The sequence below is a fragment of the Exiguobacterium sp. N4-1P genome (assembly GCF_002214325.1).
The window spans coordinates 2,639,775-2,661,667 of the sequence record NZ_CP022236.1 but is presented as its reverse complement, the minus strand read 5'-3'; the positions used below and the strand labels follow the sequence as shown (position 1 = coordinate 2,661,667).

The following is a 21,893-nucleotide window of genomic DNA, read 5'->3' as shown; positions in this document are numbered from 1 at the left end:
GCATTGATTTGGGTGCCACGTCAGAACGTGGCCGAAGGGGGAACTGCAGTATGAATGGGCCAGACACAAAAATACCACAAGCGACGGCGAAACGACTGCCGTTATATTATCGTTTCATTCAGAGTCTTTATAACTCAGGCAAGCTGCGCGTCTCTTCAGCAGAGCTCAGTGAAGCGGTCAAAGTCGATTCAGCGACGATCCGCCGCGATTTTTCCTACTTTGGGGCGTTAGGGAAAAAAGGATACGGTTACAACGTACAACATCTATTGACGTTTTTCCGAAAGACACTGAATCAGGATGAAGTCACGAATGTGGCACTTGTCGGGGTCGGACATCTCGGAACGGCGTTTGCAAATTATAACTTTTTAAAGAATAATAGTACTCGGATAGTCGTTGCGTTTGATGCGGACGAAAACAAGGTCGGAACAACGACGCAAGACGTTCCTATCTATCATGTCTCTGACATGAAAGAGCAAATCGAAGCGAACAAGGTTGATGTCGCCATCTTGACGGTCCCATCCCAGTTCGCACAGTCAGTAGCGGATGAGTTAGTTGAGTATGGTGTGACCGGAATCCTGAACTTTACACCGGCGCGGTTGAACGTACCGGCCCATGTTCGGGTCCATCACATCGATTTGTCGATCGAGTTGCAGTCACTAGTTTATTTCATGAAGCATTATTCGCAATCAGCTGAAGGAGTGAAATCATAATGGAAAACTTAATCCCGTTTACACTCGGTATTGGACCAGGAAGTATCGCCTTAATCGGTGCCGTCGCCTTGATCATCTTCGGACCGAAAAAGTTACCGGAGCTCGGTCGTGCTGCCGGTCAGACGTTAAAAGAGTTCAAGAGTGCGACAAACGGCATCATGGACGATGATAAAGACAAAAAGGATGAATCGAAAGAGAAGTGATTAAATTATGGCGATTGATCAAGAACAGAGTGTGACATCGCATCTAGACGAGTTGCGCAAGCGGATCGTCTGGTCACTCATCATCGTCGTCGTCTTGTTCGCCGCGGCCTTTCCGCTCGTCCGACCGCTCGTGCGATTTCTGCAGTCGGACCTGAAAGAGCTCGGCATCGGATTGAATGCCTTTAATGTGGCCGATCCCCTGATGTTGTACTTGAATTTAGCGTTCATCATCGCGGTCGTCCTGGCTTCACCATTTTGGATGTACCAGCTATGGGCGTTCATCCGACCCGGTTTATTCGAACAGGAACAGAAAGCGACCTTGACGTATATTCCGGTCACGTTTTTCTTATTTTTGTCCGGGATCGCGTTCTCTTATTTTTGGTTACTTCCGTTTCTACTCAAAGTATCGACGGAACTTGGGCAAGAGCTCGGCATCGAGCAAGTCATCGGGGTCGAAAACTATTTCAGTTTCTTAATCCGGCTGACGATTCCGTTCGGTATCTTGTTCCAACTGCCGGTCGTGACGATGTTCTTGACTCGTCTTGGACTCGTGACGCCATTGTTCATGCGGAAAAATCGAAAATATGCGTACTTTGCGCTGTTTGTCATCGCGGCTTTAATCTCACCACCGGATGTGACGTCACATCTGATGATTTCGGTACCGTTGTTCGTCCTCTATGAAATCAGCATCATGATTTCAGCCCGGACGTACAAAAAAGTACTGATTCTTGAGCAACAGGCGGAGCTTGAACGGCAAGCGGATTTGATGCGTGAGTTGAATAAGTAACAGTCTCCTCTCGGTCGTTTCGGCGACGGAGAGGTTTTTGTTTGGAAGCGCTCTTTTTATATTGAAAAAGTGAATCGATATGGTTTATACTGATTACAAGAATATGAGGGGGCTTAGCTCAGCTGGGAGAGCGTTTGGCTGGCAGCCAAAAGGTCGTCGGTTCGAGCCCGATAGTCTCCATATGTACATCACTTGGCATTTGCCGAGTGGTGTTTTTTGTTATAGTGGTGGCGGCAAAACAGAAGCTTACAGCCTGGATAATGTTGATGAACCGATTGAAGTCGTTTTCTGTGTTTATCCTTTTGAGGGAATGGGAAATTTCTTAATAGGTAATCAAGAGGGGGAAGCATTATGAATCCATTTACGACGTTAATTGCCTTCATCGTCGGCTGTCTTGTTCTGTATCTCGGAATCCGTGATAAGAACGGTTGGTTGATTGGTGTGGCACTGATTCCGTTAGCAATTGTTGCGTATAGCGTCATCTATCTCATCATTCAAGTTTCAGCCTAGAAACTCCTTTTTTAAGGAAGTTTCTTTTTTTTTGAAACATAACTGGTAAACTGTAAGTATATGACAGTATAGACAGTTGAAACGAGGGAGGGCATTTCAGGATGGAACAAACGCTCCGAGAGGAACGATTACAGGCGTTGACGGTTGCTTATATCGAAAAAAATCAATTGCAGAATAAGAGTTGGGTCATCGCTGCCTTGATGGCGACAGCAGGAACGTTTACGGAAATCTTCAGCACGACCATGTACTTGAGTCTGTTACCGCTTGTCTTTCTCGTGTTTGATCTCCCGTTTCGACTCGAAAAACGAAAAATCCTGGCGCGCTATCTCTCAAGCGACCAAGTGATGAACCAATCGTTGCTGTGGCTCGGGATTCAATTCGTCTTGTACGGTTCGCTGTACACCGTGATACTTGAGACGAAAGAGATGTCGATCTGGAAAATTGCCCTTTGGATGCTGATCATCCTCGCACCGGTCTATTACGTTACGGATTGGTTGTTTAAAAAGATTGCCCGGTCAGGCGATCCCGACTTCGTCAGTGATAAAGAAATTCATGCGAATGTTAAAGAAGTGGAGGAGTGACAAGGTGAGTACATTGATTGAAAAAAATACACGGTTGAAATTACTGGGACCGCCATTAAAAAGGATTCAGCATCTGGTGCCGGTTCCGGTTCTGCTGCTTGCGCTTGCTGGTTGGTTCATCCCGGGTTTTCGGGAAACAGGGCTGTTCTCCTTATTTGCGATTACGGTATTCTGTTTGGCTAACGCACTTAGAGAAATCATTCGTCTGCGGATTTTAAAGCAACGCCTCGCGAAGGACGTCTATAAAAAGACTGTCTTGAAAGTGGCACGTGTATCGATGATCGGTTCGTTCATCCCGATCCTTACACTTTATGTGGGGACTGTTTTTCCACAATACGCCGGTATTTCTTTTACGGTCTTTCTTGTGTCGATCATCGTCGCCTACTTGATTGTGTCCCGATTGAACAAACAAGCGAAACAACTGGATCCGGCATTCGTCACGATGCGTGAGATTGAGCGTTACCGTAAGTAAGCGAAACACACAAGAGGAGTGAGCGGATGAGAAACACTTTAAGCACGTATCAAAAATGGACAAAAATCAGCCGGCAAATCCGGACGTATGTAATTGCGGGCGTATTTTTTGCGGTGCTGTTCTTCTCCGGAAGCGGGCACCTGACGGATTCAGCAATTGGATTTTTGATTCTTACGCCGTTACTCGCCTATAATGGCATGCAGCGAGTGATCCAATCTGTTCTGTTAGTTCGGTCGAAGGTACAGGCGCGACCACTTGGTCTGCTGTTCGGTGGGATCACTTTACTCGAAGCGGTCTTTATTGCGGGTGCCGCAGTTGTCGCCCCACACCTTGGACAATGGGGCTATCTGTTTCCGCTAATGTTGTGGATTTCAGGGATGCTGCAATTTCAAAAGTGGACGGACCGGACGGTAGCGAAGCTCGATAAAATGGATTTGCTTGAGACACCGAACCGAAAAGGAATCGAACACCGTCATCCGACGGGCGAAGGAATCGGGATGTAACGAGGAGGCAGACGATGGAGAGCATGCAACGCGAGCGGAAAATGGATTATATCCGATTTTCAAAACAGGCACGTTACATTCAAACGGTCTTGTTTGGACTGGTATTGTTTGTATTTCTCTTTTTAACAGACGATTGGCATCTGACAGAATCATCGTTTCAGTATTTTTTGTTAGTCCCTTTGTTGTCCTATCAATGGATCGTCCGATTCCTGAAGTACCGCTATTTCAAGAAGCGGTTTGACGGGCTTGAGGCCTGGGATCATCTCGGACTACCGTATATATTGATCAGTATCATCGAAGTACTGGTCGTCGTCCTGGGGCAAATCATCACGCCCTACGTAGCGCGTCCCGAATACATCGGACCGTTCCTTGTCTTTTTCCTAACGGTGCTGTCATTGGACCGAATTGTCGATAAACGGATTAAACGACTCGATCCGACACACTTATCAGAACAGGAATTGATCCGGGCGGAACGGGAAGAAAAACGAATCAAATATTGACTGGTCATCTTAGAGCAACAAAAAAACGCAAGAAGGCGGCGGATTCCGGATTCGCCTACTTCTTGCGTTTTTAGTTGTGACCGCATCATGTAGAGGTTATTTTTTTGACAGCAAATAAATGAAGTAAGGAGCACCGATGATCGCAACGACGATTCCTGCCGGGATGCCTTGCGGGTCAGCGACGTTCCGACCAATCGTATCGGCGAGGACGAGTAACCATCCGCCAATCAAAACGGCGATCGGTAAGAACAGTTGATGCCTTGGACCGACGAGGGCGCGCGCGATATGGGGCGCCATCAAACCGATGAAGGCGATCCCGCCTGTTACAGAAACGGCGGATGCAGCGAGTGCGACAGCGGCGAGTAACAGTTGGATGCGCTCCTTTTCAATCGCGACGCCGACGCCGATCGCAACCGGTTCATTCAGCGCCAGCAGATTGAGTTTGTTTGCCTTATAAAACGTAAACGGTACGAGAATAAGCAGCCAAGGCAACAACGCGTAGACGAATGTCCAGTCCGTTCCCCAGATGTTCCCGGCGAGCCATTTGGCGATGAAGTCGACCTTCTCACGGCGCGCGGATGAAATCAGGACGACCATGATGCCGGATAACGCCATCGAGAATCCGACTCCGGTCAAAATCAGACGGATCGGTTGCAGGCCACGGACACGATCATACGATAAGGCATAAATGGCAATCGCTGTGATCAATGCCCCGATGAAGGCAGCAACCGGTAACCCATAGATGAACGCACCGACATCGACCGGGAAGTAAAGGAAGAAGGCGGCGATGGCGACACCAGCACCTGTATTGATACCGATGATGCCGGGATCTGCGAGTTCGTTGCGGGTGATGCCCTGAAGAATCGCACCGGATAAGGCGAGTGCCATGCCGGCGAGTACCGTGATTAAAATCCGCGGCAGGCGGAGTGAGAACAAAACAAACTCTTCTTTGAACGAGCCTTGACCGAACAGTGTCGGCAGAAGCCGGTCGTACGAGAGGGAGGCGGGCCCAAGCCCGATACTGATGATGATCGTTCCGAGCAATAACAGACTAAAGACGATAAAGATCAACCGCTGACGGCGGCGGAGCGATGTTTCGATCATGAGAACGCACGACCTCCTTTGCGGACGATGAGTAAGAAGAACGGCAGCCCGAGCATCGAGACGATCGCAACGACCGGTGTTTCGTATGGAGCATACAGTGTCCGGCCAATCGTGTCCGCGAGTAACATGAACGTCGCACCGAAGACGGCGGTCATCGGGAGGATGAAGCGGTAATCGGTGCCGACGATTGCGCGGACGATGTGCGGAATCATCAAGCCGATGAATGCCATGTTACCGACTAAAGCAACGGCGGCCCCGGCGAGCAGGATGACGACGACGTAGAGTACACCTTTAATCCGGGTGATGTTTTGCCCGAGCCCGAGTGCGACTTCTTCTGATAAGCTTAAAATCGTTAATTGACGTGAGTAGATCATCGCAATCGCGATGCCGATCAGGATGACGGGGGTGATGATTTGCAGTTGCCCCCAGGTCGTTCCAATCAGCCCGCCGGATGTCCATTGCGAGACGTCTTGAGCGATTTTGAAGTAAATGCCGATCCCTTCTGCGATTGCGTATAAAAAAGCAGAAATCGCGGCCCCGGCGAGGACGATTCGAAGTGGTGAAAACCCGCCACGTTTTGAGGCACCGATCCCGAAGACAAGTAAGGCACCGGCTGCTGCTCCAAGGAAACACGCGAGCATGATGCCATAGTAATTGATACCGGGAATGAAGACGAGCGCAAGAGCAAGGGCCGCGTTCGCGCCTGCCGTCAGCCCAAGCAGTCCGGGATCGGCAAGGGGATTACGTGTCATCGCCTGCATGATCGCACCGGAGACACCGAGTGCAGCCCCGACCAGCATCGCAGCGACTTCGCGCGGTAACCGGATTTCCTGAATGATTTTTGCTTTATCGTTCAAGGGACCGAACGTCAAAGCGTTCCAGACCTCACGTATCGTCGTGTCGGCGGCACCGAACGTCATCGAGATCCAGAACATGACGACGAACAGGAGTAAACCGAACGTGATTTTCAGTCCGAACGGGAATCGACCGGATGACATAGTTATCGTCTCACTTTCATTAGATAGTCAAAAAGGAGGGACCGAAAAATCGGTTCCCTCCTTATTTTTGTTACGCGCCAAGGAAACTTTTCTTGAAGAACTCGAGCTGACGTTCGAGCGTCAATGGATCATTGAAGTAAAATTCTTTCGAATCGACTTCGAAGACGTGGTTGTTTTTAACAGCAGGAATATTTTTGTATGTGTCTGTTTCTGTGAACGAGTTATCTGCTTCTGCCGTCTTACTGAAGATGAGGTAATCCCCTGCATATTCAGGTAAGACTTCCGGTGATAGCGCGTAATAGCCGTCTTTTAAGGCCATTTCCGTAACTTTTTCCGGCATCTTTAATTTCATTTCCTGGTAGAGGATTTCTGTACCGCGTCCCCAGTTGTCGCCGAAGACGTAAAGCTGTTTATCGAAGCTTTCGATGACAGAGACCGTCGCATCGTCACCGATTTTTGCTTTAATCTCTGTTCCGGCGTCCGCTGCGCGTGTTTGAAAGTCTTTGACCCAATCGCGTGCTTCTTGTTCTTTATTGAGCAATTTACCGATTTCGATATGTTGTGTCAAATAGTCGACTTTGCCGTACGTGTACGTGACGGTTGGAGCGATTTCTTTAAATTTATCGATGTTTTTCGTTGTATTGTAGCCGATGATGAGATCGGGTTCGAGTTCGATGACTTTTTCGACGTTTTCTTCTGATACTTCCTGGACGTCTTTCAAATCAAACTTCGGATTCGATTTTGACCACGAATCGACACCGACGAGTGGGACGTCGAGTGCCATGACGTTTCCGGCGAAACCGGCAAGGACGACGACGCGTTTCGGATCAGCCGGGACTTCGACGTCACCTTCTTCCGATTTATAGGTGATCGTTTCTTTTTTTGTATCGGAAGACGTATCTTCTGTTTTATCTGTATTGCCGCAGGCGGCGATGACGAGCGTTAAGAGTAATAAAATCGGTAAGAGTACTAGTTTCTTCATGTGGTTAATCTCCCTTGATTAAGTTGTAGGTGACACACATCGGCTTATTCGTCCGTGGATCACGACCGATTTCGGCATCGATATGGAATACTTCTTTTAAGACGTCATGCGAAATGACTTCCTCGCACGTTCCGGCTTTGACGACTTCGCCTTCTTTCATCGCGATGATGTAGTCGGCAAAACGGGCGGCCTGATTTAAATCATGTAACACCATGACGATCGTCCGGCCTTCCGTCCGGTTGAGATGCTCGAGCAGCTCGAGGACTTCGAGCTGGTGGGCGAGATCAAGGTAAGTCGTCGGCTCATCGAGGAAGATGATATCCGTTTCCTGCGCCAGCGCCATCGCAATCCAGACGCGTTGCCGTTGACCACCGGACAAGGCGTCGACCGGACGGTGTTTGAATGCCGTCGTATCCGTTGCCTCTAACGCCCAGTCAATGATCTCGTAATCATGTTTCGTTAAGCGACCAAATCCTTTTTGATAAGGAAAACGACCGTATGAGACGAGCTCTGCGACCGTTAGACCGCTTGCACTTTCCGGTGTCTGAGGCAGGATCGCCATTTTCCGGGCAAGCAGCTTTGTACTTTCCTTCGCAATATCGAGACCGTCAAGCAGGGCACGACCAGACTGATGGGGGATGATCCGGGTCATCGCTTTCAATAAGGTCGATTTACCGCAACCATTCGCACCGATGATTGTCGTGATTTGCCGATCCGGAATCTGAACCGTCAAGTCTTTGACGATGGTACGATCTCCGTATCCGATACTGATTTCTTCTGTTGCTAGACGTACCATAAGCAGAGGCTCCTTCTCGTTTAAAGCTATTTTCATTGATAATGATTATCACTATCGTCTCCCTAACCATACCAGTCTCATAAAAACGCTGTCAACATTTTTTCTTGTCTTCAAGAGATGTTCACGTTATCATTGGGAATGAGAATGATAATCAGTCGTAGTCGAGAGCGAGGAGTGAGTGAGATGGAACAGCAGGAATTGTTTGATGTAACGGTAATTGGTGGAGGGCCGGCCGGGTTATACTCGACTTTCTATAGCGGATTACGCGGGATGAAGACGAAAATCATTGAATACCAGGCAGAGCTTGGTGGCAAGATTCATGTTTATCCGGAGAAGATGATTTGGGATGTCGGGGGACAGCCACCCATTACCGGAGCGAAGCTGATCGAGCAACTCGTCGAACAAGGCTTAACGTTTAATCCGTCCGTGCACCTGAATGAAAAAATCATTTCAATCGCAAAAGACGTATTCGGAAACTTCGTCCTCGAAGCGGAGTCGGGAGAAATTCATTATTCGAAGACAGTCATCGTCGCTGTCGGCGGCGGAATCCTCAATCCCCAAAAACTGAAGATTGAAGGGGCCGAACGGTACGAAGTGTCGAACTTGAACTATACCGTCAAATCGATTGAGCGGTTTAAAGATAAGACGGTCCTGATTTCAGGTGGCGGTAACTCAGCGATCGACTGGGCGAACGAGCTCGAACCGATTGCGAAAAAAGTTTACGTCACATACCGGAAAGACTGTTTCACAGGTCACGAGGCACAAGTCGACCAACTCGTCCGAAGCTCAGCCGTCTGTCTCCTCAACACGACGATTCATAAGTTGATCGCAAGCGACGATCACCACCGGATTGCGTCCGTCGAATTGATTGATTGTGCGACGGACGTGACAAACATCGTTGACGTCGATGAAGTCATCATCAACCATGGCTACGAACGGGAAGCAGAGTTGCTCGCGAACTCGGAACTCGACATCAAACAAGTCGACGACTTTTACATCGCCGGTAACGCGTCGAGCGAATCAAGTGTACCGGGATTGTATGCAGCAGGAGATATTTTGACGCATGACGGCAAGGTGAACTTGATTTCGGGTACATTCCAGGACGCGGCAAACGCCGTCAACCGGGCGAAGCAGTTCATTGAACCGGATGCTGCCAAAGTCGCGATGGTCTCATCCCACAATGAAGTTTTCAAAAAACGGAACCGTGAATTGATTCAAGAAATGGTCAACGAAAAGTAAAAAAACACCTGTCTTAAAGATTGCCCCTCGTCACATGGACGTCGGTCGTCTTTAGAGCAGGTGTTTTTTTTGTTTAAGGATTAATCTTCATCTTCATGCTCGTCGTCCGAGTCATCATCTGAATCATCATCTTCGTCCTGACCTTGATCATCGTCTTGCTCGTCTTCTTCAACGTGACGGTGCTCTGATTTCGTTTCTTCGTGATCGAAGTACTCGAGTTCAATCTCCAACTCGTAAGAACCAGAGAGAGCGAATAAGCTGACGAGTTGTGCCCGTAATTCCTCTTCCGTCATCTTCGGATGTGACTCGATGAACTGAATCAATTGGCGGACACGGGTTTCATCGACCGTTGCGTCATTCGTTTTGACACGCAGCTGACTCTTCTTCTTTTTAAACTGGTATTTAATCTGACTTTGCGTCGTCTCTGTCGCGAGAGCAATCTTCATTTTTTTCAGCATATCTTCATAGCGGTGACCGGCCTTGTTGCGTTCTTTGCCGTCAAGCACGCCATCACGGTCGGAGTCACGTGAATACGGTTTCGTCCCAAGTTCGAGTTCGATGGCGTTAGTTAAGCCATCACGGTCCGTATCTTCATGTGCGTCACTAATGTGATCGCGGTCGCTGTCTTTCTTCCGTGGATTGAGTTTGAGTTTGTATTCGGTGTAGTTACTTAAGCCGTCATGGTCCGTATCTTGCTGCGCAAGTTTTTTCCCTTTAAGCTTGTACTTCTTTTCCCAGCTGTCATGGATTCCGTTCTTGTTGCGGTCATGCTTCGATGTTTTACTCTTGGCATCGATTGAGCCGAGCGGCGTCAGCATCAACGCACAAGCGAGGCCGGCAGTAACGACATAATTGATTTTTTTCATGTGAACGTAGTCTCCTTTTGTGAACTTCGGTAACTGGCAAGCATAGCTTGAAGCGGTAGCCCCTATAGTTTTGCGTCACCACATTTCTGTGGGTTTGCCCGTTCGATTCCGGTGAAGAACCGTATCTTCAGTATAAGTGATTTGTTTCTATGGATAGATAAGGTTTTTCGATAATGAGTCAGTAAAATATAAATTATTTGAAGTGAGATAATAAATATATTCTAAATTACTTTTTTTAATAAAAGTAACTATTTTAAAAACAATATTTAAATTAAATTAAACTATGTTGACTTTTTATTTAATATAATTCATATTTGGATTATATTAAATAGAAGTGGGGTCTAGTTTATGGGGAGTTTATCGATTGCGATTGGTGTTATTATTTTCATGGTTGGACAATTTTATTTATCTAGGAAAAATGGAAAGCTCGCGTGGGTATTACCGGTACTGATTGTACTCGCTGGGACCTACACCTATTTCTATGGAGGCGTCTGGTCTGAGGACAAAAAATCTTTAATACAAATCGGTACAATGATTAGTACTTCGACGTTGATTGGTATTGGATTGGATGGGGAAAAAGCGCGTAAAAAACGTTTGAAGCAGGAAAAGGATCGACTCGAAGTGCAAGATTTGTAACGTAAAAATAGATAGAGGAGTACACTACAATGGACAGAAATGAAGTTCCTCCATGGGTATTGGCATTAGAACAAGAACATCTTGAATTCATACGGAAGTTTGTTTTAAATTCAGGATCGCTTAAAGATATGGCAGCTGCGTATCAAGTCTCGTATCCGACGGTTCGAACGAAGCTGAATCAACTCATTCAACGGATTGAGTCAGTACAGGAAGATGATGTCGAATTCGTTAACATGATTAAGAACCTTGTCATCGATGAGCGGATTAGTTTAGATGTCGCGAAAGTAATCATTGATAAGTATCGAATGGATAAATCTCATTAAAAGAAAACAAGCGCGTCTTCGAATAGCGAAGGCGCGCTTGTTGATGAAAATACTTACTTATTCTTTATCATTTTTTTTGTTTTGTTCCTTCTCAATCATCTTCTTCGCGGCCATTCGGAAGCGGAAAATCAAGTAAAGACGGTAAAAGTCGATCGCTGCGAACAGCGTCAACAGAATCGTCCAAAAGTTAAAGACGGTTCCTGCCTCGATCGAGTTGCTGTACGCGAGGTACATGAAGAGAATACCGAACAGGGCATAAAATAATGCCATGAAGTTTGAGCCTTGGCGCATGAAAACACTACCTTTCGTAAGTTAAGTCATTGCATAGAGTGCGAGTACGACAATTCCGTTATTGAAAACGTGAATCGCAATCGGTGCTATGATGCGGCGCGTTTTGACGAAGACGAGTGAGAAAACAAAACTCATTGCGACATAAATCAAAAACTTGTTGTCTCCGTGGATGAACCCGAAGATAACACCACTGAGAACGAAGCTGAAGACGAAGTTCAGTTTTGTCGACAAGTTCCCGAACATAATGTGGCGGAATAAAAATTCTTCCATAATCGGTCCGAGTAAGACGACCATCAGCTGTAAAATCGGGATGACTTGGATTGCTTTCATGATGTCATCCGTATTTTGTGATTTCGCGACGTTTTCGAGTCCACCAGACATCCAGGCATCAAGCAGGTTGACGCTAATCAGTAAGGCGTAAAGCAACACGATTCCGATCCCGATCCACTTTAATGTGTCAATCGGATCCGTCTGATTGCCCTCTGCTTTCCACTTCTGCCAGTCAGGACGAAGACAGAAGAACGAGACGATGACAGCAACGGTAAAGCCAATCGCAAGCCACCAGCCGAGGACACCCGGAATTTGGCTTTTTGAGAGAAAGCTCGGGAATGTTGCCGGTACGAGCTGGACGATCAAATAAATCACAATCGGAATGATGTGACGGATTTGCCACTTATCAGCCATGTTGAACGGCAGATTGACGGAATTTTTCATCGGTCGGGACACAACTCCTTTGTATTGAAGGTACTGTCCCGATTGTAACAAACAAACCGGCCGGGCGCACGAATGGTGATGGTTCAAAGATGGCGATTTCGGGAAAACGGATAAGGGTTCAGGGTTGAATTTCGATTGAAAACCGTTTAAGATAAAAATATGTTAGCACTCCGTTAAAGTGAGTGCTAAAAAACAGTCATTTTCAAGGAGGATGTTTCGCATGTTAAAACCACTTGGTGATCGCATCGTGATCGAAGTCGTTAAAAAAGAAGAAACAACACTCGGAGGAATCGTTCTTCCTGGGTCAGCGAAAGAAAAGCCACAAGAGGGTAAAGTCATCGCTGTCGGTACAGGCCGTGTGACAGAGCAGGGTGTACGTGTACCACTTGAAGTGAACGTCGGCGACCATGTCATCTACGCGCAGTATGCCGGGTCAGAAGTCAAGGTCGATGGCAATGAATACTTAATCTTACGCGAAAGCGATATTTTAGCAGTAGCACAATAATAAAAGGGGGATTTCAGTCATGGCAAAAGATATCTTATTCAGTGAAGAAGCACGCCGCGCGATGCTCCGCGGTGTCGACGCATTAGCAGACGCAGTCAAAGTGACGATCGGACCAAAAGGACGCAACGTCGTTCTCGAACGTAAATTCGGTTCACCACTCATCACGAACGATGGTGTGACGATCGCAAAAGAAATTGAACTTGAAGACCACTTTGAAAACATGGGTGCGAAGCTCGTCGCGGAAGTCGCGTCGAAAACGAACGAAATCGCAGGGGATGGTACGACAACAGCGACAGTCCTCGCACAAGCGATGATCCGTGAAGGACTCAAAAACGTCACAGCGGGCGCGAACCCGATGGTCATCCGTAAAGGAATCGAAAAAGCGGTCCGTCGTGCCGTCGAAGAGCTCCACGAAATCGCAAAACCGATCGAAGGCAAAGAAGCGATCGCACAAGTTGCGGCGATTTCTGCTGCTGACGAAGAAGTCGGTCAATTGATCGCAGAAGCAATGGAACGTGTCGGTCAGGACGGTGTCATCACGATCGAAGAGTCACGCGGCTTCACGACAGAACTCGACGTCGTTGAAGGAATGCAGTTCGATCGTGGTTATGCGTCACCATACATGATCACGGATTCAGACAAGATGGAAGCTGTCCTTGAGAACCCGTACATCTTAGTCACAGATAAAAAAATCTCGAACATCCAGGAAATCTTGCCGGTCCTTGAGCAAGTCGTCCAACAAAACAAACCGCTCTTAATCATCGCGGAAGACGTCGAAGGCGAAGCACTAGCGACACTCGTCGTCAACAAACTCCGTGGAACATTCAACGCGGTTGCGGTCAAAGCACCAGGCTTCGGTGACCGTCGTAAAGCGATGCTCGAAGACATCTCGATCGTCACAGGCGCAGAACTGATCACTGAAGAGCTCGGTCTTGATTTAAAAGAAACACAAATCATGCAACTCGGCCGTGCGTCGAAAGTCGTCGTCTCAAAAGACAACACGACGATCGTCGAAGGACACGGACACAGTGATTCAATCGAAGCACGTGTCGGCGCCATCCGTGCGCAAATCGAAGAAACGTCAAGCGACTTCGACCGTGAAAAACTGCAAGAGCGTCTTGCGAAACTCGCGGGCGGCGTAGCTGTCGTCAAAGTCGGGGCAGCAACGGAAACAGAATTGAAAGAACGCAAACTCCGGATTGAAGATGCACTGAATGCGACACGTGCAGCCGTCGAAGAAGGAATCGTTGCCGGTGGGGGAACAGCCTTTATCCATGTCACGAAAGCCGTCGAATCGATTCTTGCTGTCTCAACAGGCGACGAAGCGACAGGCGTCAACATTGTTCTCCGTGCGCTCGAAGCACCACTCCGTCAAATCGCGGAAAACGCCGGTCAAGAAGGTTCAGTCATCGTCGAGCGTCTCAAACATGAAGCGCAAGGAATGGGCTACAACGCCGCGACAGACGAGTACGTCGACATGATTGAAGTGGGAATCGTCGACCCGGCGAAAGTGACGCGTTCAGCACTTCAAAACGCAGCGTCTGTTTCAGCGATGTTCTTAACGACAGAAGCCGTCATCGCCGATAAACCAGAACCAGCCGGATCTGCTCCTGCAATGCCTGATATGGGCGGCATGGGTGGAATGGGCGGCATGATGTAAGACATTTCATCTTTAAGTACCGAATCCTAGCAAATAGGGTTCGGTACTTTTTATTTGCAATAGTATACTTAATATTTGAAAGAACTACATAAACAGTATGTATCATTTTTTTAGGTGAGAAGAGAGGAGGCCATCAAGTGAATGAAATTTTAAAGGGGATGTTGACGTCAGGTACGCTCATTGTAGCAATCGGAGCTCAAAATGCGTTTGTTCTAAAACAAGGTTTATTGAAAAACAATATTTTCTGGGTAGTCCTAGTATGTTTCTTAAGCGATGTGTTACTGATGTGTACCGGCGTACTAGGAGTCGGTACTGCTATTAAAAATAATACTTTTGCGAATGTCGGTCTTGCGATTGTCGGAGGACTATTTCTGCTCTTATACGGATTCAAATCTTTGCGTAATGCGTTGTCTTCATCAAGTGCAATCGACATTTCAACTGATGCCAAAATTATCCCTATTCACAAGACGATCTTACTCACATTAGCGATTACACTTTTTAATCCACATGTATATTTAGATACAGTCGTCGTGATAGGGGGAATAGCTGGGACTTTGACATTGGATCAAAAAGTTAATTTCTTAATCGGGGCCTTGATTGCATCGTTTGTATGGTTTTTGGGTCTGGGGTATGGGGCGAGATGGCTAATTCCTGTATTTAAAAAACCAATAGCATGGAAGGTTTTAGATTTTGGAATAGGTTGCTTGATGTTTTGGCTCTCGTATCAATTGATTCAGTTTGCGCTAGAAACTCTCTGAAAATTGATATTTTATCGACTACTTTTAACAAGTATAATGATTTAATACTTCTATTTAAAAATACTTTAGAATAGAAAAGTGAAACTTATTTTGATTTTTTTATGTATAGAGTTTAAAGGTTGAAAAATAAACTGTTTAATTACTTTAATGGTATAAATACTAATTTTATTAAAGGTGGATTATATGGCGAAAATTGAAATTACATCAATTGTTGAAGGCGGGAAAAAAGTTGGAAAGTTAATTAAAGATAATCAAAAAGAGATCTTAGCTGGGATGGGTGTAGCCAAAACGGGAATCAAATTATTAAAAGAGAATACGGGAAATAAAAAAGAAAATCAAATAATAAAAAAGAAGTTATCTTACAGAGAACAAATGTATAAGAAGTACGAGAATGAAATACTGCCAAAATTAGATAGTCAAAATCGACTTGAACTTTTTCAATACATAGACGACATCGAACAATATGTTCAACAATTAAAAGAAGAAGAAAAAAGAGAAAATAAACTTAAAAAGCCTTTATACGAGAAAAAAATAAAAAAATGGGACTCTCTTTTAATGCAAATTCGAAACAAAATGAGTACTAAAGATTATCTTGAATTCATTAAAATTTACAACGATCCACATTATCAAAATAATTATTTCAAAGGGTTTGAAGGGCATGTTGAAAAATTTAAAACGTATATTGGTACTAAAGAAAATGATGCTTTCCTAAAGTATTTGGAAAAAACAACTGGTCGAGACATTGAAAAAATCAAAAAAGACTTCATGATAATAGAGTGAATTTTAAGAAATATAACCAGTTCCTGCAGGGGATACATATGATCAATCGATTCGAGGAAGAACTAGTAATCGTTCAGCTCCATACCGATTTTTTCTTTTTCGAATAATCTTTTTGGCTGAATAAGTACTTAAAATCGATGTTCTTGTAGATATCATTTTGATTTCAGAACCCTTTTTTAGACGCATGCATCATTGTCATTCTGTAAAAATTTTGCTTCAAGTTTGGCATCTGATTCATATAGGTCGATTCATATTTTTAAGGGTTTATCTTGATAACCTCCTAAGGTTAAAAATATAAGTATTGAAGTTTTCCACCTATTGCAAATTGCAATGATTACATGATTTTTAAGTACTTCTGTCTTTCTTTATGTGCCAAAAAAAGATTAATTTTAAGAAATTATAAGACAGGTTGTGAAAGGTGGAAATCTATGAAGAAAAACGCAGAAATCACAATTCAACCTTTAACGGAACAATCCATAACTATCATCAACGACACAAATGAATCGTTCCCTATCATTGGTAAAGTCCTTCCTCGTTTTTCTGACGGCATTTGGTCTTACGAAGAACAGTTATACGATACCCTATCAGAAATCCGTTTCCCGGATGACACACTGGATTGGTCTACTTATATCGACAGCAGTGAAAAAATTGTTTTGTTAGCTTTTCATGAGAACGAATGCATTGGGCAAATCCGTCTCGTCAAAGACTGGAATCGTTTGGCCTACATTGAAAATATCGCTGTCCGAAGCAGTTTTCGGAAAAGTGGCGTCGGCCATTTGTTGCTTGAAGCAGCCGAAACCTGGGCGAAGGAACAGTCGTTGATCGGCTTATCGCTTGAAGCGCAAAACGATAATTTGATTGCCTGCCGTTTTTATGCCAAAGAAGGATTTGTGCTTGGTGGGGTAGATACGCTGAAACAGTCTGCTAATCCGGAAATTGATATCACGTTGTACTGGTATAAACTGTTTGAGAAGACTAAAGGAACTGCCGATGAACAAAGATGAATTGATCGCATTAGCGGGGCAGATGTCGATTGATGAATATGTGTACGATGAAGAATGGGGTTATTCTACGAGTGAAGGGCCGCCGTCTGACTTGGCTTATGAAACAGCACGGCGTTTTCAGGATATTCAAATGCTTCCTGTGTTAATGGACCTGCTTGAACAGACTAAGCGACTAGAAATGAAACAGTATTTCTACTTTATGCTTGGGACAATTGGGATGAATACAGGTGACGTACGTGTTGCTGATTTTCTGTTAGAACGGCTGGCGCAAGAGACGAAGCCGACACTAATTGTCAGCATCCTCGATGAACTGGCGAAACAGGAACGGGTACATGACGCGACGGATATCATCCAGTATGTCGAGGATTCCCGTTCGGCTATTCGAAATTCGGCGATTGATGCACTCGGCTCCTGTCGGGGGGCTTTAGCAGAAGAGGCGTTAATTCGATTTATTACGACCTCCACCGATTCGTTTGAGATCATGAGTGCGAATTTTGTGTTGGCAACGATCGAGACGGAGCGGGTGATTCCGCATCTGTTACCGCTCCTCGATCATCCGAAAGGTGATGTCCGGCACTCGGCACTCAATGCCATCAGTGAACTAGGAGACGACTCGTTCCTGCCAATGTTTATAAAAGGTTTGGAGGATCGGTCGGTCGACGTCAAAGCATATGCGTTGCTCGGAATTGCGAAACACGGGGATGCATCCTCCATTCAGCCGGTCGTCAAACGGCTGAAGACTATGTTGAAGCGAAAGCGGCAGATTCAAAGCGACGATGGTCTGGTTGCACTGCGTTTTTTGAATCGCTATCGACAATCGGATAAGACGATTCCGGTGTTGTTTGACTGGATCATCACGAAAAGATGGGATGTCCTGTTTGACGAGGAACGACAGTGGTTGAATAAATATCGGACATCTAACTAAAGGATCCGTTCAAGATGGATTGACTAAGCACATAAAAAGAGGAGCCGGATGTTGAGTCCTGCTCCTCCTTTAGTGTTGCAGAAATCATTTGAATCACGCGACTCCTGCAGGAAAAAGCGCAAGGTGACTTGCGCTGTCAGAGACAAACAAGACCCGCTTTCCTGTCCAGAGAGGACAGGAAAACTGGCTTGTGTCTCGCCTGAGGAAAGCGCGTGAAGAAAAAGTGATTTCTTAATTCGTTTATTGTTCCAAGCCGTTCTTCTCAATGATGGCATCCGATAGGCGTAAATCCTTCCGGACATCCGCTTGTTTTTTACATAAATCAAGGTCGACTTCGCTTGTCGTCGAGACGTCATAACAGACACCGTTGCCGGCTTTTTCCGTTAAGTCCGCTTCATAATAATAGTTTTGATAACGGAACGAACCATCACGGAACGCCGTCACGTTCGGTTCATCATCGACGAGCGAGTTGCCCATCATGTAGGATGACTCGAGGTTGAGCAAGTCGACGATCGTCGGAGCGATATCGATTTGTCCGCCGTTTTCTTTGATGATCTTTCCGTCCTGTTGATTCGGTTTCTTGATGAACAGCGGAACTTGCCGGTCAAGTTCGAACAGGTCGACCGGATTGTCGATTTCGGCTTTCTCCCGCAGTTCGCTGCCTTCGTTCGTCAAGCCGCTGTCGTGGTCGCCGTAAAAGATTACGAGCGCGTCATCCCATATGTTTTTCGCTTTCAATTCGTCAATCATCAGTCCGACGCCTTGATCGACATAATGAACGGTCTGGTAATACCGTTTCAGCATCGGATCGTCGTACCCTGTTAAGTCGAGTTCGCGTTCGTCTTTTGGAATCTCATACGGCGTATGACTCGTCAAGGCGACGAGGAACGAGAAGAACGGCTCTTGTAACGTCTCCATATGTTCGATCGACTTCGTCAAAAACTGTTTATCATTTAAGGCCATTCCGATTTCTTTGTTGTCCGGATAATCTTTATTACTGAAAAAGTGATTGAATCCGAGGTTGTCGTAAACTTTGTCCCGGTTCCAAAACCCTTTGTCGTAGGCGTGCATTGCGGCTGTGTCATAGCCGCTGTCTTTTAACAGTTGCGGTAAGGCGCCGAACTCATTGTCCGGGAAACGGGTGTAGACCGAGCCCGACTTTAACGGGTACAGCGACGTATTCGTAATGAATTCCGCATCCGACGTCCGTCCTTCGTGCGTTTGGTGATAAAACGACTCGAAGTAGAGCGACTCCTGTTTGAGTTCGTTTAAGTGCGGCGTCAGCTCCTGCCCGTTAATCGTCTGTCCGATGACGGACCCTTGGAAGGATTCCAACTGGACCATGATGATGTTCGGTGTGTTGACAGCACCAGCCGTTTCATCCGGTGCGGATTGTTCGAGCCGTCGCCGCTCCGCTTCCGTCAATGATTCGTCCGGACTGATGGCCCGCGTGATTCCACGGGCGAGATCGACACCGTGATATCCCCAAAACCCGAGCTGGTAATAGTCCCGCATGTCGGAGATCGACTGGTCGAGCCGCTGCTCCTTTTTGACGACGGCATAGGTGAGCGGTGCTGCGAACAGCACGATGCCGGCGAGAAAAGCGGCAACCGCCGAACGACGTTGTTGTCGCTTCGCAACAGTAAACCGTTTCTTCCGTAAGAAGATTAAAACGAGTCCGAAGATGATGCTATCTGCGAACAGGAAAAAGTCGGTCGGGACGATCAGTGCCATGAAACCACTGCCGACATCACTCATCTGCAGCATTTGCGACATCAGGGAAACGGACAGTAAATCGTCAAAGTAGCGGTAATACCAAAGATCTGAGACTAACAGGAAACTATGTAGCACTAACAGACCAAGCCAAATCCAGCGCCGTTTCTTCCACTGGATGAGCAAGGTCCAGCTCGATAACAGCAACATCCCGGCCAGGTTCAACAGGACGAGCTTAAATGAAACTTCTGTGTTCGTATAAAAGCTGAACAGCATGAACTTGAGCATGCCCAGTAGTAAATAAAATGCATAACCGAATCCGATCATCAAAGCCAACCTCCTTGTCTGTATCATCGTTGTCTAATGCTATTTACCCTATAACAAAAGCGAAGGAACATCACGATGTGCTAAAAATTGTGAAATGGTATATTCGTTTATTTTATAAAATATAAAAAAGGGGTTTGGAATAATTTGGTGAATTTATTCAAAAGAACGATTTAGTAGGGGGAATAGCGATGACGAACAAAGAATTAGCGGTACGGTTTCAGACGTTCGCGGAACGCGAGTGTAAGGACTCGAGCCCGTTTTATGAGTACTTATCCCGTCACGTCGCGTGTGACACAGCGATCTTGACAATATGCCAACAGGCACGGGACGGACAACCGGTACCGAACCTCTTGTTTGGTGCCGTCCATTATCTGTTACTAAAAGGGGTCGAGCATCCGTTAGCCCGGTATTATCCGAGTGTGACGACGGACGCCGCACCGTTCGATGAGTCATTTCCGGCTTTTCAGGATTTTTGCCGGGTCTACGAAACGGAATTGATTGAGTTGCTGACGACGCGTCTCGTCCAAACGAACGAAGTCCGGCGCTGTACCTATCTCTATCCGGTCTTCGGGATGATTCATCAAGCCGAACAGCGTCCGCTCGCGTTACTTGAGATCGGTACGAGTGCCGGTCTGCAGTTGCTGTTCGACCAGTACGCATATGACTACGCAACGGGGGAGACGTTCGGAAATCCGGCGTCGCGTCTTCGTTTGACGTCGACGATTGAAGGTGAGCATGTCCCACCGCTTGCACGGACAGCACCGCCGATTGCCGAGCGAATCGGGCTTGACTTGAACACCGTTGATTTGACGGATGACGACGAACGATTATGGTTAAAGGCCTTGATTTGGACGGAACACCGTGAGCGGCTTGAACTGTTTGAACAGGCGGCACGTTACGTCGCCGAACATCCACTCGAACTGATTGAAGGGGATGGGATTCAACTCCTTGAACCATGTGCCGAGCGAATTCCGACAGCGCATATCCTCTGTATTTTCCATACCCATGTCGCAAACCAGTTACCGCTTGCACTGAAAAAAGAACTGCTCCACGTCGTCGAGCGGATTGGACAAACGCGTGACGTCTATCACCTGTACAATAACGTTCAGGACCGTTATTTGCACCTTGATCTGTACCGGGACGGGGCACTCCAGGAACAGACGATTGCTGAAACGGACGGGCACGGACGTTGGTTCAAATGGTTGTTGCCGACTGCATCCGTTCTTCCGAACTAAGAAAAAAAGAGAAGCAGGCATCGAAGTTCAGTCACAAAAAATCTTAGGATCAAGATAAAGGCGTTTTTTTACAGACAAAATGGGAAAAGATAACCTGTACATCCATTGTCCGTCACTGTCGTAGAAAAGGAGCGATTCCATGTCTAATGTGAAATTAGCAGTCATTTACTACAGTTCGACCGGTACCAATCATCAACTCGCCACGTGGGCGAAAGAGGCAGGGGAAGCTGCCGGAGCAGAAGTCCGCCTTGCAAAAGTTAAAGAAACCGCACCGGCGGAAGCGATTGCCTCGAATCCACTTTGGCAAAAACATACGGACGCGACACGTGACGTCGAAGAAGCAACCGTCGACTTACTCGACTGGGCGGATGCGATCATCTTTAGTGTGCCGACGCGTTATGGACATGTCCCGGGTCAATTCCAACAATTCCTTGATACGACGGGAGGACTTTGGGGACAAGGAAAACTTGTCGATAAAGTCGTCAGTGCAATGTCTTCTGCACAAAACCCGCATGGTGGTCAGGAAACGACCGTCCTTGCCGTCTATGCGACGATGTTCCACTGGGGTGCAATCGTTGCGGCACCTGGCTATTCGGATCCGGTGCTGTTTGCAGCAGGAGGGAACCCGTACGGAACGACGGTCACCGTCGACCAGGAAGGGAAGATGGTTGAGTCAGTTGAACCTGCCGTCCGTCATCAAGCAAAACGGACAGTCGAAGTGGCGAGCCGTCTCCTGAAGTAAGAGCGCAAATTCAAGCAATCAAAAAAGGA

The 21,893-nt window shown here is 46.6% G+C and carries 27 protein-coding genes, 1 tRNA gene and 1 riboswitch; of the genes, 20 read left to right on the top strand and 8 right to left on the bottom strand.

Annotation, left to right across the window (positions count from 1 at the left end; genetic code table 11):
* Positions 1-50: 50 nt before the first annotated feature.
* From A0126_RS13560 to A0126_RS13525, 9 genes are all read left to right on the top strand, one after another.
* A complete protein-coding gene (locus tag A0126_RS13560) occupies positions 51-710 on the top strand; it encodes a redox-sensing transcriptional repressor Rex (protein WP_088838040.1) in 660 nt (219 codons plus the stop codon).
* On the top strand, positions 710-913 hold the full coding sequence (locus tag A0126_RS13555) for a twin-arginine translocase TatA/TatE family subunit (RefSeq protein WP_088838039.1): 204 nt from the start codon (positions 710-712) through the stop codon (positions 911-913). The genes A0126_RS13560 and A0126_RS13555 overlap by 1 nt, the downstream gene beginning before the upstream one ends.
* A gap of 7 nt (positions 914-920) precedes the next feature.
* Complete coding sequence (gene tatC, locus A0126_RS13550; protein WP_029331875.1) at positions 921-1,700, top strand: twin-arginine translocase subunit TatC; 780 nt, start codon at positions 921-923, stop codon at positions 1,698-1,700.
* A gap of 107 nt (positions 1,701-1,807) precedes the next feature.
* Positions 1,808-1,880: transfer RNA gene (locus tag A0126_RS13545), tRNA-Ala, on the top strand.
* A gap of 171 nt (positions 1,881-2,051) precedes the next feature.
* The gene (locus tag A0126_RS19430; RefSeq protein ID WP_034801002.1) at positions 2,052-2,210 is read left to right on the top strand and encodes a hypothetical protein; all 159 of its coding nucleotides are present in this window, start codon (positions 2,052-2,054) and stop codon (positions 2,208-2,210) included.
* A 101-nt stretch (positions 2,211-2,311) separates the two neighbouring features.
* A complete protein-coding gene (locus tag A0126_RS13540) occupies positions 2,312-2,791 on the top strand; it encodes a hypothetical protein (protein ID WP_088838038.1) in 480 nt (159 codons plus the stop codon).
* Between the two features lie 4 nt (positions 2,792-2,795).
* Positions 2,796-3,263, top strand: a complete 468-nt coding sequence (locus tag A0126_RS13535) for a hypothetical protein (RefSeq protein ID WP_088838037.1) — start codon at positions 2,796-2,798, stop codon at positions 3,261-3,263.
* Between the two features lie 26 nt (positions 3,264-3,289).
* Complete coding sequence (locus tag A0126_RS13530) at positions 3,290-3,766, top strand: hypothetical protein (protein ID WP_088838036.1); 477 nt, start codon at positions 3,290-3,292, stop codon at positions 3,764-3,766.
* A gap of 14 nt (positions 3,767-3,780) precedes the next feature.
* Entirely contained in the window at positions 3,781-4,266 is a 486-nt protein-coding gene (locus tag A0126_RS13525) for a hypothetical protein (RefSeq protein ID WP_088838035.1), read from the top strand.
* A 96-nt stretch (positions 4,267-4,362) separates the two neighbouring features.
* Here the strand turns inward: A0126_RS13525 and A0126_RS13520 are convergent, their stop codons facing one another.
* From A0126_RS13520 to A0126_RS13505, 4 genes are all read right to left on the bottom strand, one after another.
* Positions 4,363-5,370 carry a FecCD family ABC transporter permease gene (locus tag A0126_RS13520; protein WP_088838034.1) on the bottom strand — a complete coding sequence of 336 codons (1,008 nt, stop codon included), beginning with the start codon at positions 5,368-5,370 and terminating at the stop codon, positions 4,363-4,365.
* On the bottom strand, positions 5,367-6,368 hold the full coding sequence (locus A0126_RS13515; protein ID WP_088838033.1) for a FecCD family ABC transporter permease: 1,002 nt from the start codon (positions 6,366-6,368) through the stop codon (positions 5,367-5,369). Before A0126_RS13515 ends, A0126_RS13520 begins: the two co-directional genes overlap by 4 nt.
* 70 nt (positions 6,369-6,438) lie before the next feature.
* A complete protein-coding gene (locus tag A0126_RS13510) occupies positions 6,439-7,350 on the bottom strand; it encodes an iron-hydroxamate ABC transporter substrate-binding protein (protein WP_088838032.1) in 912 nt (303 codons plus the stop codon).
* Positions 7,351-7,354: 4 nt separating this feature from the next.
* The gene (locus A0126_RS13505; protein ID WP_029331864.1) at positions 7,355-8,146 is read right to left on the bottom strand and encodes an ABC transporter ATP-binding protein; all 792 of its coding nucleotides are present in this window, start codon (positions 8,144-8,146) and stop codon (positions 7,355-7,357) included.
* A gap of 183 nt (positions 8,147-8,329) precedes the next feature.
* On the opposite strand from A0126_RS13505, the gene A0126_RS13500 reads away from it, so the two are divergent.
* The gene (locus tag A0126_RS13500) at positions 8,330-9,385 is read left to right on the top strand and encodes an NAD(P)/FAD-dependent oxidoreductase (RefSeq protein ID WP_088838031.1); all 1,056 of its coding nucleotides are present in this window, start codon (positions 8,330-8,332) and stop codon (positions 9,383-9,385) included.
* A gap of 80 nt (positions 9,386-9,465) precedes the next feature.
* On the opposite strand, the gene A0126_RS13495 is transcribed toward A0126_RS13500, so the two are convergent.
* The gene (locus tag A0126_RS13495; RefSeq protein ID WP_088838030.1) at positions 9,466-10,251 is read right to left on the bottom strand and encodes a hypothetical protein; all 786 of its coding nucleotides are present in this window, start codon (positions 10,249-10,251) and stop codon (positions 9,466-9,468) included.
* 25 nt (positions 10,252-10,276) lie between these two features.
* Positions 10,277-10,360: riboswitch (cyclic di-GMP riboswitch) on the bottom strand.
* Positions 10,361-10,599: 239 nt separating this feature from the next.
* On the opposite strand from A0126_RS13495, the gene A0126_RS13490 reads away from it, so the two are divergent.
* A complete protein-coding gene (locus A0126_RS13490) occupies positions 10,600-10,887 on the top strand; it encodes a hypothetical protein (RefSeq protein ID WP_088838029.1) in 288 nt (95 codons plus the stop codon).
* A gap of 29 nt (positions 10,888-10,916) precedes the next feature.
* Positions 10,917-11,210: a DUF2089 family protein gene (locus A0126_RS13485; RefSeq protein ID WP_088838028.1), complete on the top strand. Its 294-nt coding sequence runs from the start codon at positions 10,917-10,919 to the stop codon at positions 11,208-11,210.
* Between the two features lie 57 nt (positions 11,211-11,267).
* Here the strand turns inward: A0126_RS13485 and A0126_RS13480 are convergent, their stop codons facing one another.
* Both A0126_RS13480 and A0126_RS13475 read right to left on the bottom strand, forming a co-directional pair.
* A complete protein-coding gene (locus A0126_RS13480) occupies positions 11,268-11,501 on the bottom strand; it encodes a DUF4305 domain-containing protein (protein WP_029331862.1) in 234 nt (77 codons plus the stop codon).
* A 21-nt stretch (positions 11,502-11,522) separates the two neighbouring features.
* Positions 11,523-12,215: a CPBP family intramembrane glutamic endopeptidase gene (locus A0126_RS13475; protein WP_088838027.1), complete on the bottom strand. Its 693-nt coding sequence runs from the start codon at positions 12,213-12,215 to the stop codon at positions 11,523-11,525.
* Positions 12,216-12,435: 220 nt separating this feature from the next.
* Between A0126_RS13475 and groES the strand changes: the two genes are divergently transcribed.
* From groES to A0126_RS13445, 6 genes are all read left to right on the top strand, one after another.
* Positions 12,436-12,720, top strand: a complete 285-nt coding sequence (gene groES, locus A0126_RS13470) for a co-chaperone GroES (RefSeq protein WP_029331860.1) — start codon at positions 12,436-12,438, stop codon at positions 12,718-12,720.
* Between the two features lie 19 nt (positions 12,721-12,739).
* Positions 12,740-14,380, top strand: a complete 1,641-nt coding sequence (gene groL, locus A0126_RS13465) for a chaperonin GroEL (RefSeq protein WP_088838026.1) — start codon at positions 12,740-12,742, stop codon at positions 14,378-14,380.
* Positions 14,381-14,517: 137 nt separating this feature from the next.
* A complete protein-coding gene (locus A0126_RS13460) occupies positions 14,518-15,138 on the top strand; it encodes a LysE/ArgO family amino acid transporter (RefSeq protein ID WP_088838025.1) in 621 nt (206 codons plus the stop codon).
* A 183-nt stretch (positions 15,139-15,321) separates the two neighbouring features.
* Positions 15,322-15,918 carry a hypothetical protein gene (locus A0126_RS13455; protein WP_088838024.1) on the top strand — a complete coding sequence of 199 codons (597 nt, stop codon included), beginning with the start codon at positions 15,322-15,324 and terminating at the stop codon, positions 15,916-15,918.
* Positions 15,919-16,346: 428 nt separating this feature from the next.
* Positions 16,347-16,922, top strand: a complete 576-nt coding sequence (locus A0126_RS13450) for a GNAT family N-acetyltransferase (protein WP_088838023.1) — start codon at positions 16,347-16,349, stop codon at positions 16,920-16,922.
* Complete coding sequence (locus A0126_RS13445) at positions 16,909-17,847, top strand: HEAT repeat domain-containing protein (protein WP_088838022.1); 939 nt, start codon at positions 16,909-16,911, stop codon at positions 17,845-17,847. Before A0126_RS13450 ends, A0126_RS13445 begins: the two co-directional genes overlap by 14 nt.
* A gap of 240 nt (positions 17,848-18,087) precedes the next feature.
* Here the strand turns inward: A0126_RS13445 and A0126_RS13440 are convergent, their stop codons facing one another.
* A complete protein-coding gene (locus A0126_RS13440; RefSeq protein WP_088838021.1) occupies positions 18,088-19,887 on the bottom strand; it encodes an LTA synthase family protein in 1,800 nt (599 codons plus the stop codon).
* 188 nt (positions 19,888-20,075) lie between these two features.
* Between A0126_RS13440 and A0126_RS13435 the strand changes: the two genes are divergently transcribed.
* Together A0126_RS13435 and wrbA are read left to right on the top strand one after the other, a co-directional pair.
* The gene (locus tag A0126_RS13435; RefSeq protein ID WP_088838020.1) at positions 20,076-21,122 is read left to right on the top strand and encodes a DUF2332 domain-containing protein; all 1,047 of its coding nucleotides are present in this window, start codon (positions 20,076-20,078) and stop codon (positions 21,120-21,122) included.
* A gap of 139 nt (positions 21,123-21,261) precedes the next feature.
* Positions 21,262-21,864 (top strand): NAD(P)H:quinone oxidoreductase, encoded by a 603-nt coding sequence (gene wrbA, locus A0126_RS13430; RefSeq protein ID WP_088838019.1) that lies wholly within the window; start codon positions 21,262-21,264, stop codon positions 21,862-21,864.
* The last annotated feature ends 29 nt before the right edge of the window (positions 21,865-21,893 follow it).

Coding starts and splice junctions, on each gene's coding strand:
- A0126_RS13560 (WP_088838040.1), top strand. CDS start 51: ATGAATGGGCCAGACACAAAAATACCACAAGCGACGGCGAAACGACTG.
- A0126_RS13555 (WP_088838039.1), top strand. CDS start 710: ATGGAAAACTTAATCCCGTTTACACTCGGTATTGGACCAGGAAGTATC.
- tatC (WP_029331875.1), top strand. CDS start 921: ATGGCGATTGATCAAGAACAGAGTGTGACATCGCATCTAGACGAGTTG.
- A0126_RS19430 (WP_034801002.1), top strand. CDS start 2,052: ATGAATCCATTTACGACGTTAATTGCCTTCATCGTCGGCTGTCTTGTT.
- A0126_RS13540 (WP_088838038.1), top strand. CDS start 2,312: ATGGAACAAACGCTCCGAGAGGAACGATTACAGGCGTTGACGGTTGCT.
- A0126_RS13530 (WP_088838036.1), top strand. CDS start 3,290: ATGAGAAACACTTTAAGCACGTATCAAAAATGGACAAAAATCAGCCGG.
- A0126_RS13525 (WP_088838035.1), top strand. CDS start 3,781: ATGGAGAGCATGCAACGCGAGCGGAAAATGGATTATATCCGATTTTCA.
- A0126_RS13520 (WP_088838034.1), bottom strand. CDS start 5,370: ATGATCGAAACATCGCTCCGCCGCCGTCAGCGGTTGATCTTTATCGTC.
- A0126_RS13515 (WP_088838033.1), bottom strand. CDS start 6,368: ATGTCATCCGGTCGATTCCCGTTCGGACTGAAAATCACGTTCGGTTTA.
- A0126_RS13510 (WP_088838032.1), bottom strand. CDS start 7,350: ATGAAGAAACTAGTACTCTTACCGATTTTATTACTCTTAACGCTCGTC.
- A0126_RS13505 (WP_029331864.1), bottom strand. CDS start 8,146: ATGGTACGTCTAGCAACAGAAGAAATCAGTATCGGATACGGAGATCGT.
- A0126_RS13500 (WP_088838031.1), top strand. CDS start 8,330: ATGGAACAGCAGGAATTGTTTGATGTAACGGTAATTGGTGGAGGGCCG.
- A0126_RS13495 (WP_088838030.1), bottom strand. CDS start 10,251: ATGAAAAAAATCAATTATGTCGTTACTGCCGGCCTCGCTTGTGCGTTG.
- A0126_RS13490 (WP_088838029.1), top strand. CDS start 10,600: ATGGGGAGTTTATCGATTGCGATTGGTGTTATTATTTTCATGGTTGGA.
- A0126_RS13485 (WP_088838028.1), top strand. CDS start 10,917: ATGGACAGAAATGAAGTTCCTCCATGGGTATTGGCATTAGAACAAGAA.
- A0126_RS13480 (WP_029331862.1), bottom strand. CDS start 11,501: ATGCGCCAAGGCTCAAACTTCATGGCATTATTTTATGCCCTGTTCGGT.
- A0126_RS13475 (WP_088838027.1), bottom strand. CDS start 12,215: ATGAAAAATTCCGTCAATCTGCCGTTCAACATGGCTGATAAGTGGCAA.
- groES (WP_029331860.1), top strand. CDS start 12,436: ATGTTAAAACCACTTGGTGATCGCATCGTGATCGAAGTCGTTAAAAAA.
- groL (WP_088838026.1), top strand. CDS start 12,740: ATGGCAAAAGATATCTTATTCAGTGAAGAAGCACGCCGCGCGATGCTC.
- A0126_RS13455 (WP_088838024.1), top strand. CDS start 15,322: ATGGCGAAAATTGAAATTACATCAATTGTTGAAGGCGGGAAAAAAGTT.
- A0126_RS13450 (WP_088838023.1), top strand. CDS start 16,347: ATGAAGAAAAACGCAGAAATCACAATTCAACCTTTAACGGAACAATCC.
- A0126_RS13445 (WP_088838022.1), top strand. CDS start 16,909: ATGAACAAAGATGAATTGATCGCATTAGCGGGGCAGATGTCGATTGAT.
- A0126_RS13440 (WP_088838021.1), bottom strand. CDS start 19,887: ATGATCGGATTCGGTTATGCATTTTATTTACTACTGGGCATGCTCAAG.
- A0126_RS13435 (WP_088838020.1), top strand. CDS start 20,076: ATGACGAACAAAGAATTAGCGGTACGGTTTCAGACGTTCGCGGAACGC.
- wrbA (WP_088838019.1), top strand. CDS start 21,262: ATGTCTAATGTGAAATTAGCAGTCATTTACTACAGTTCGACCGGTACC.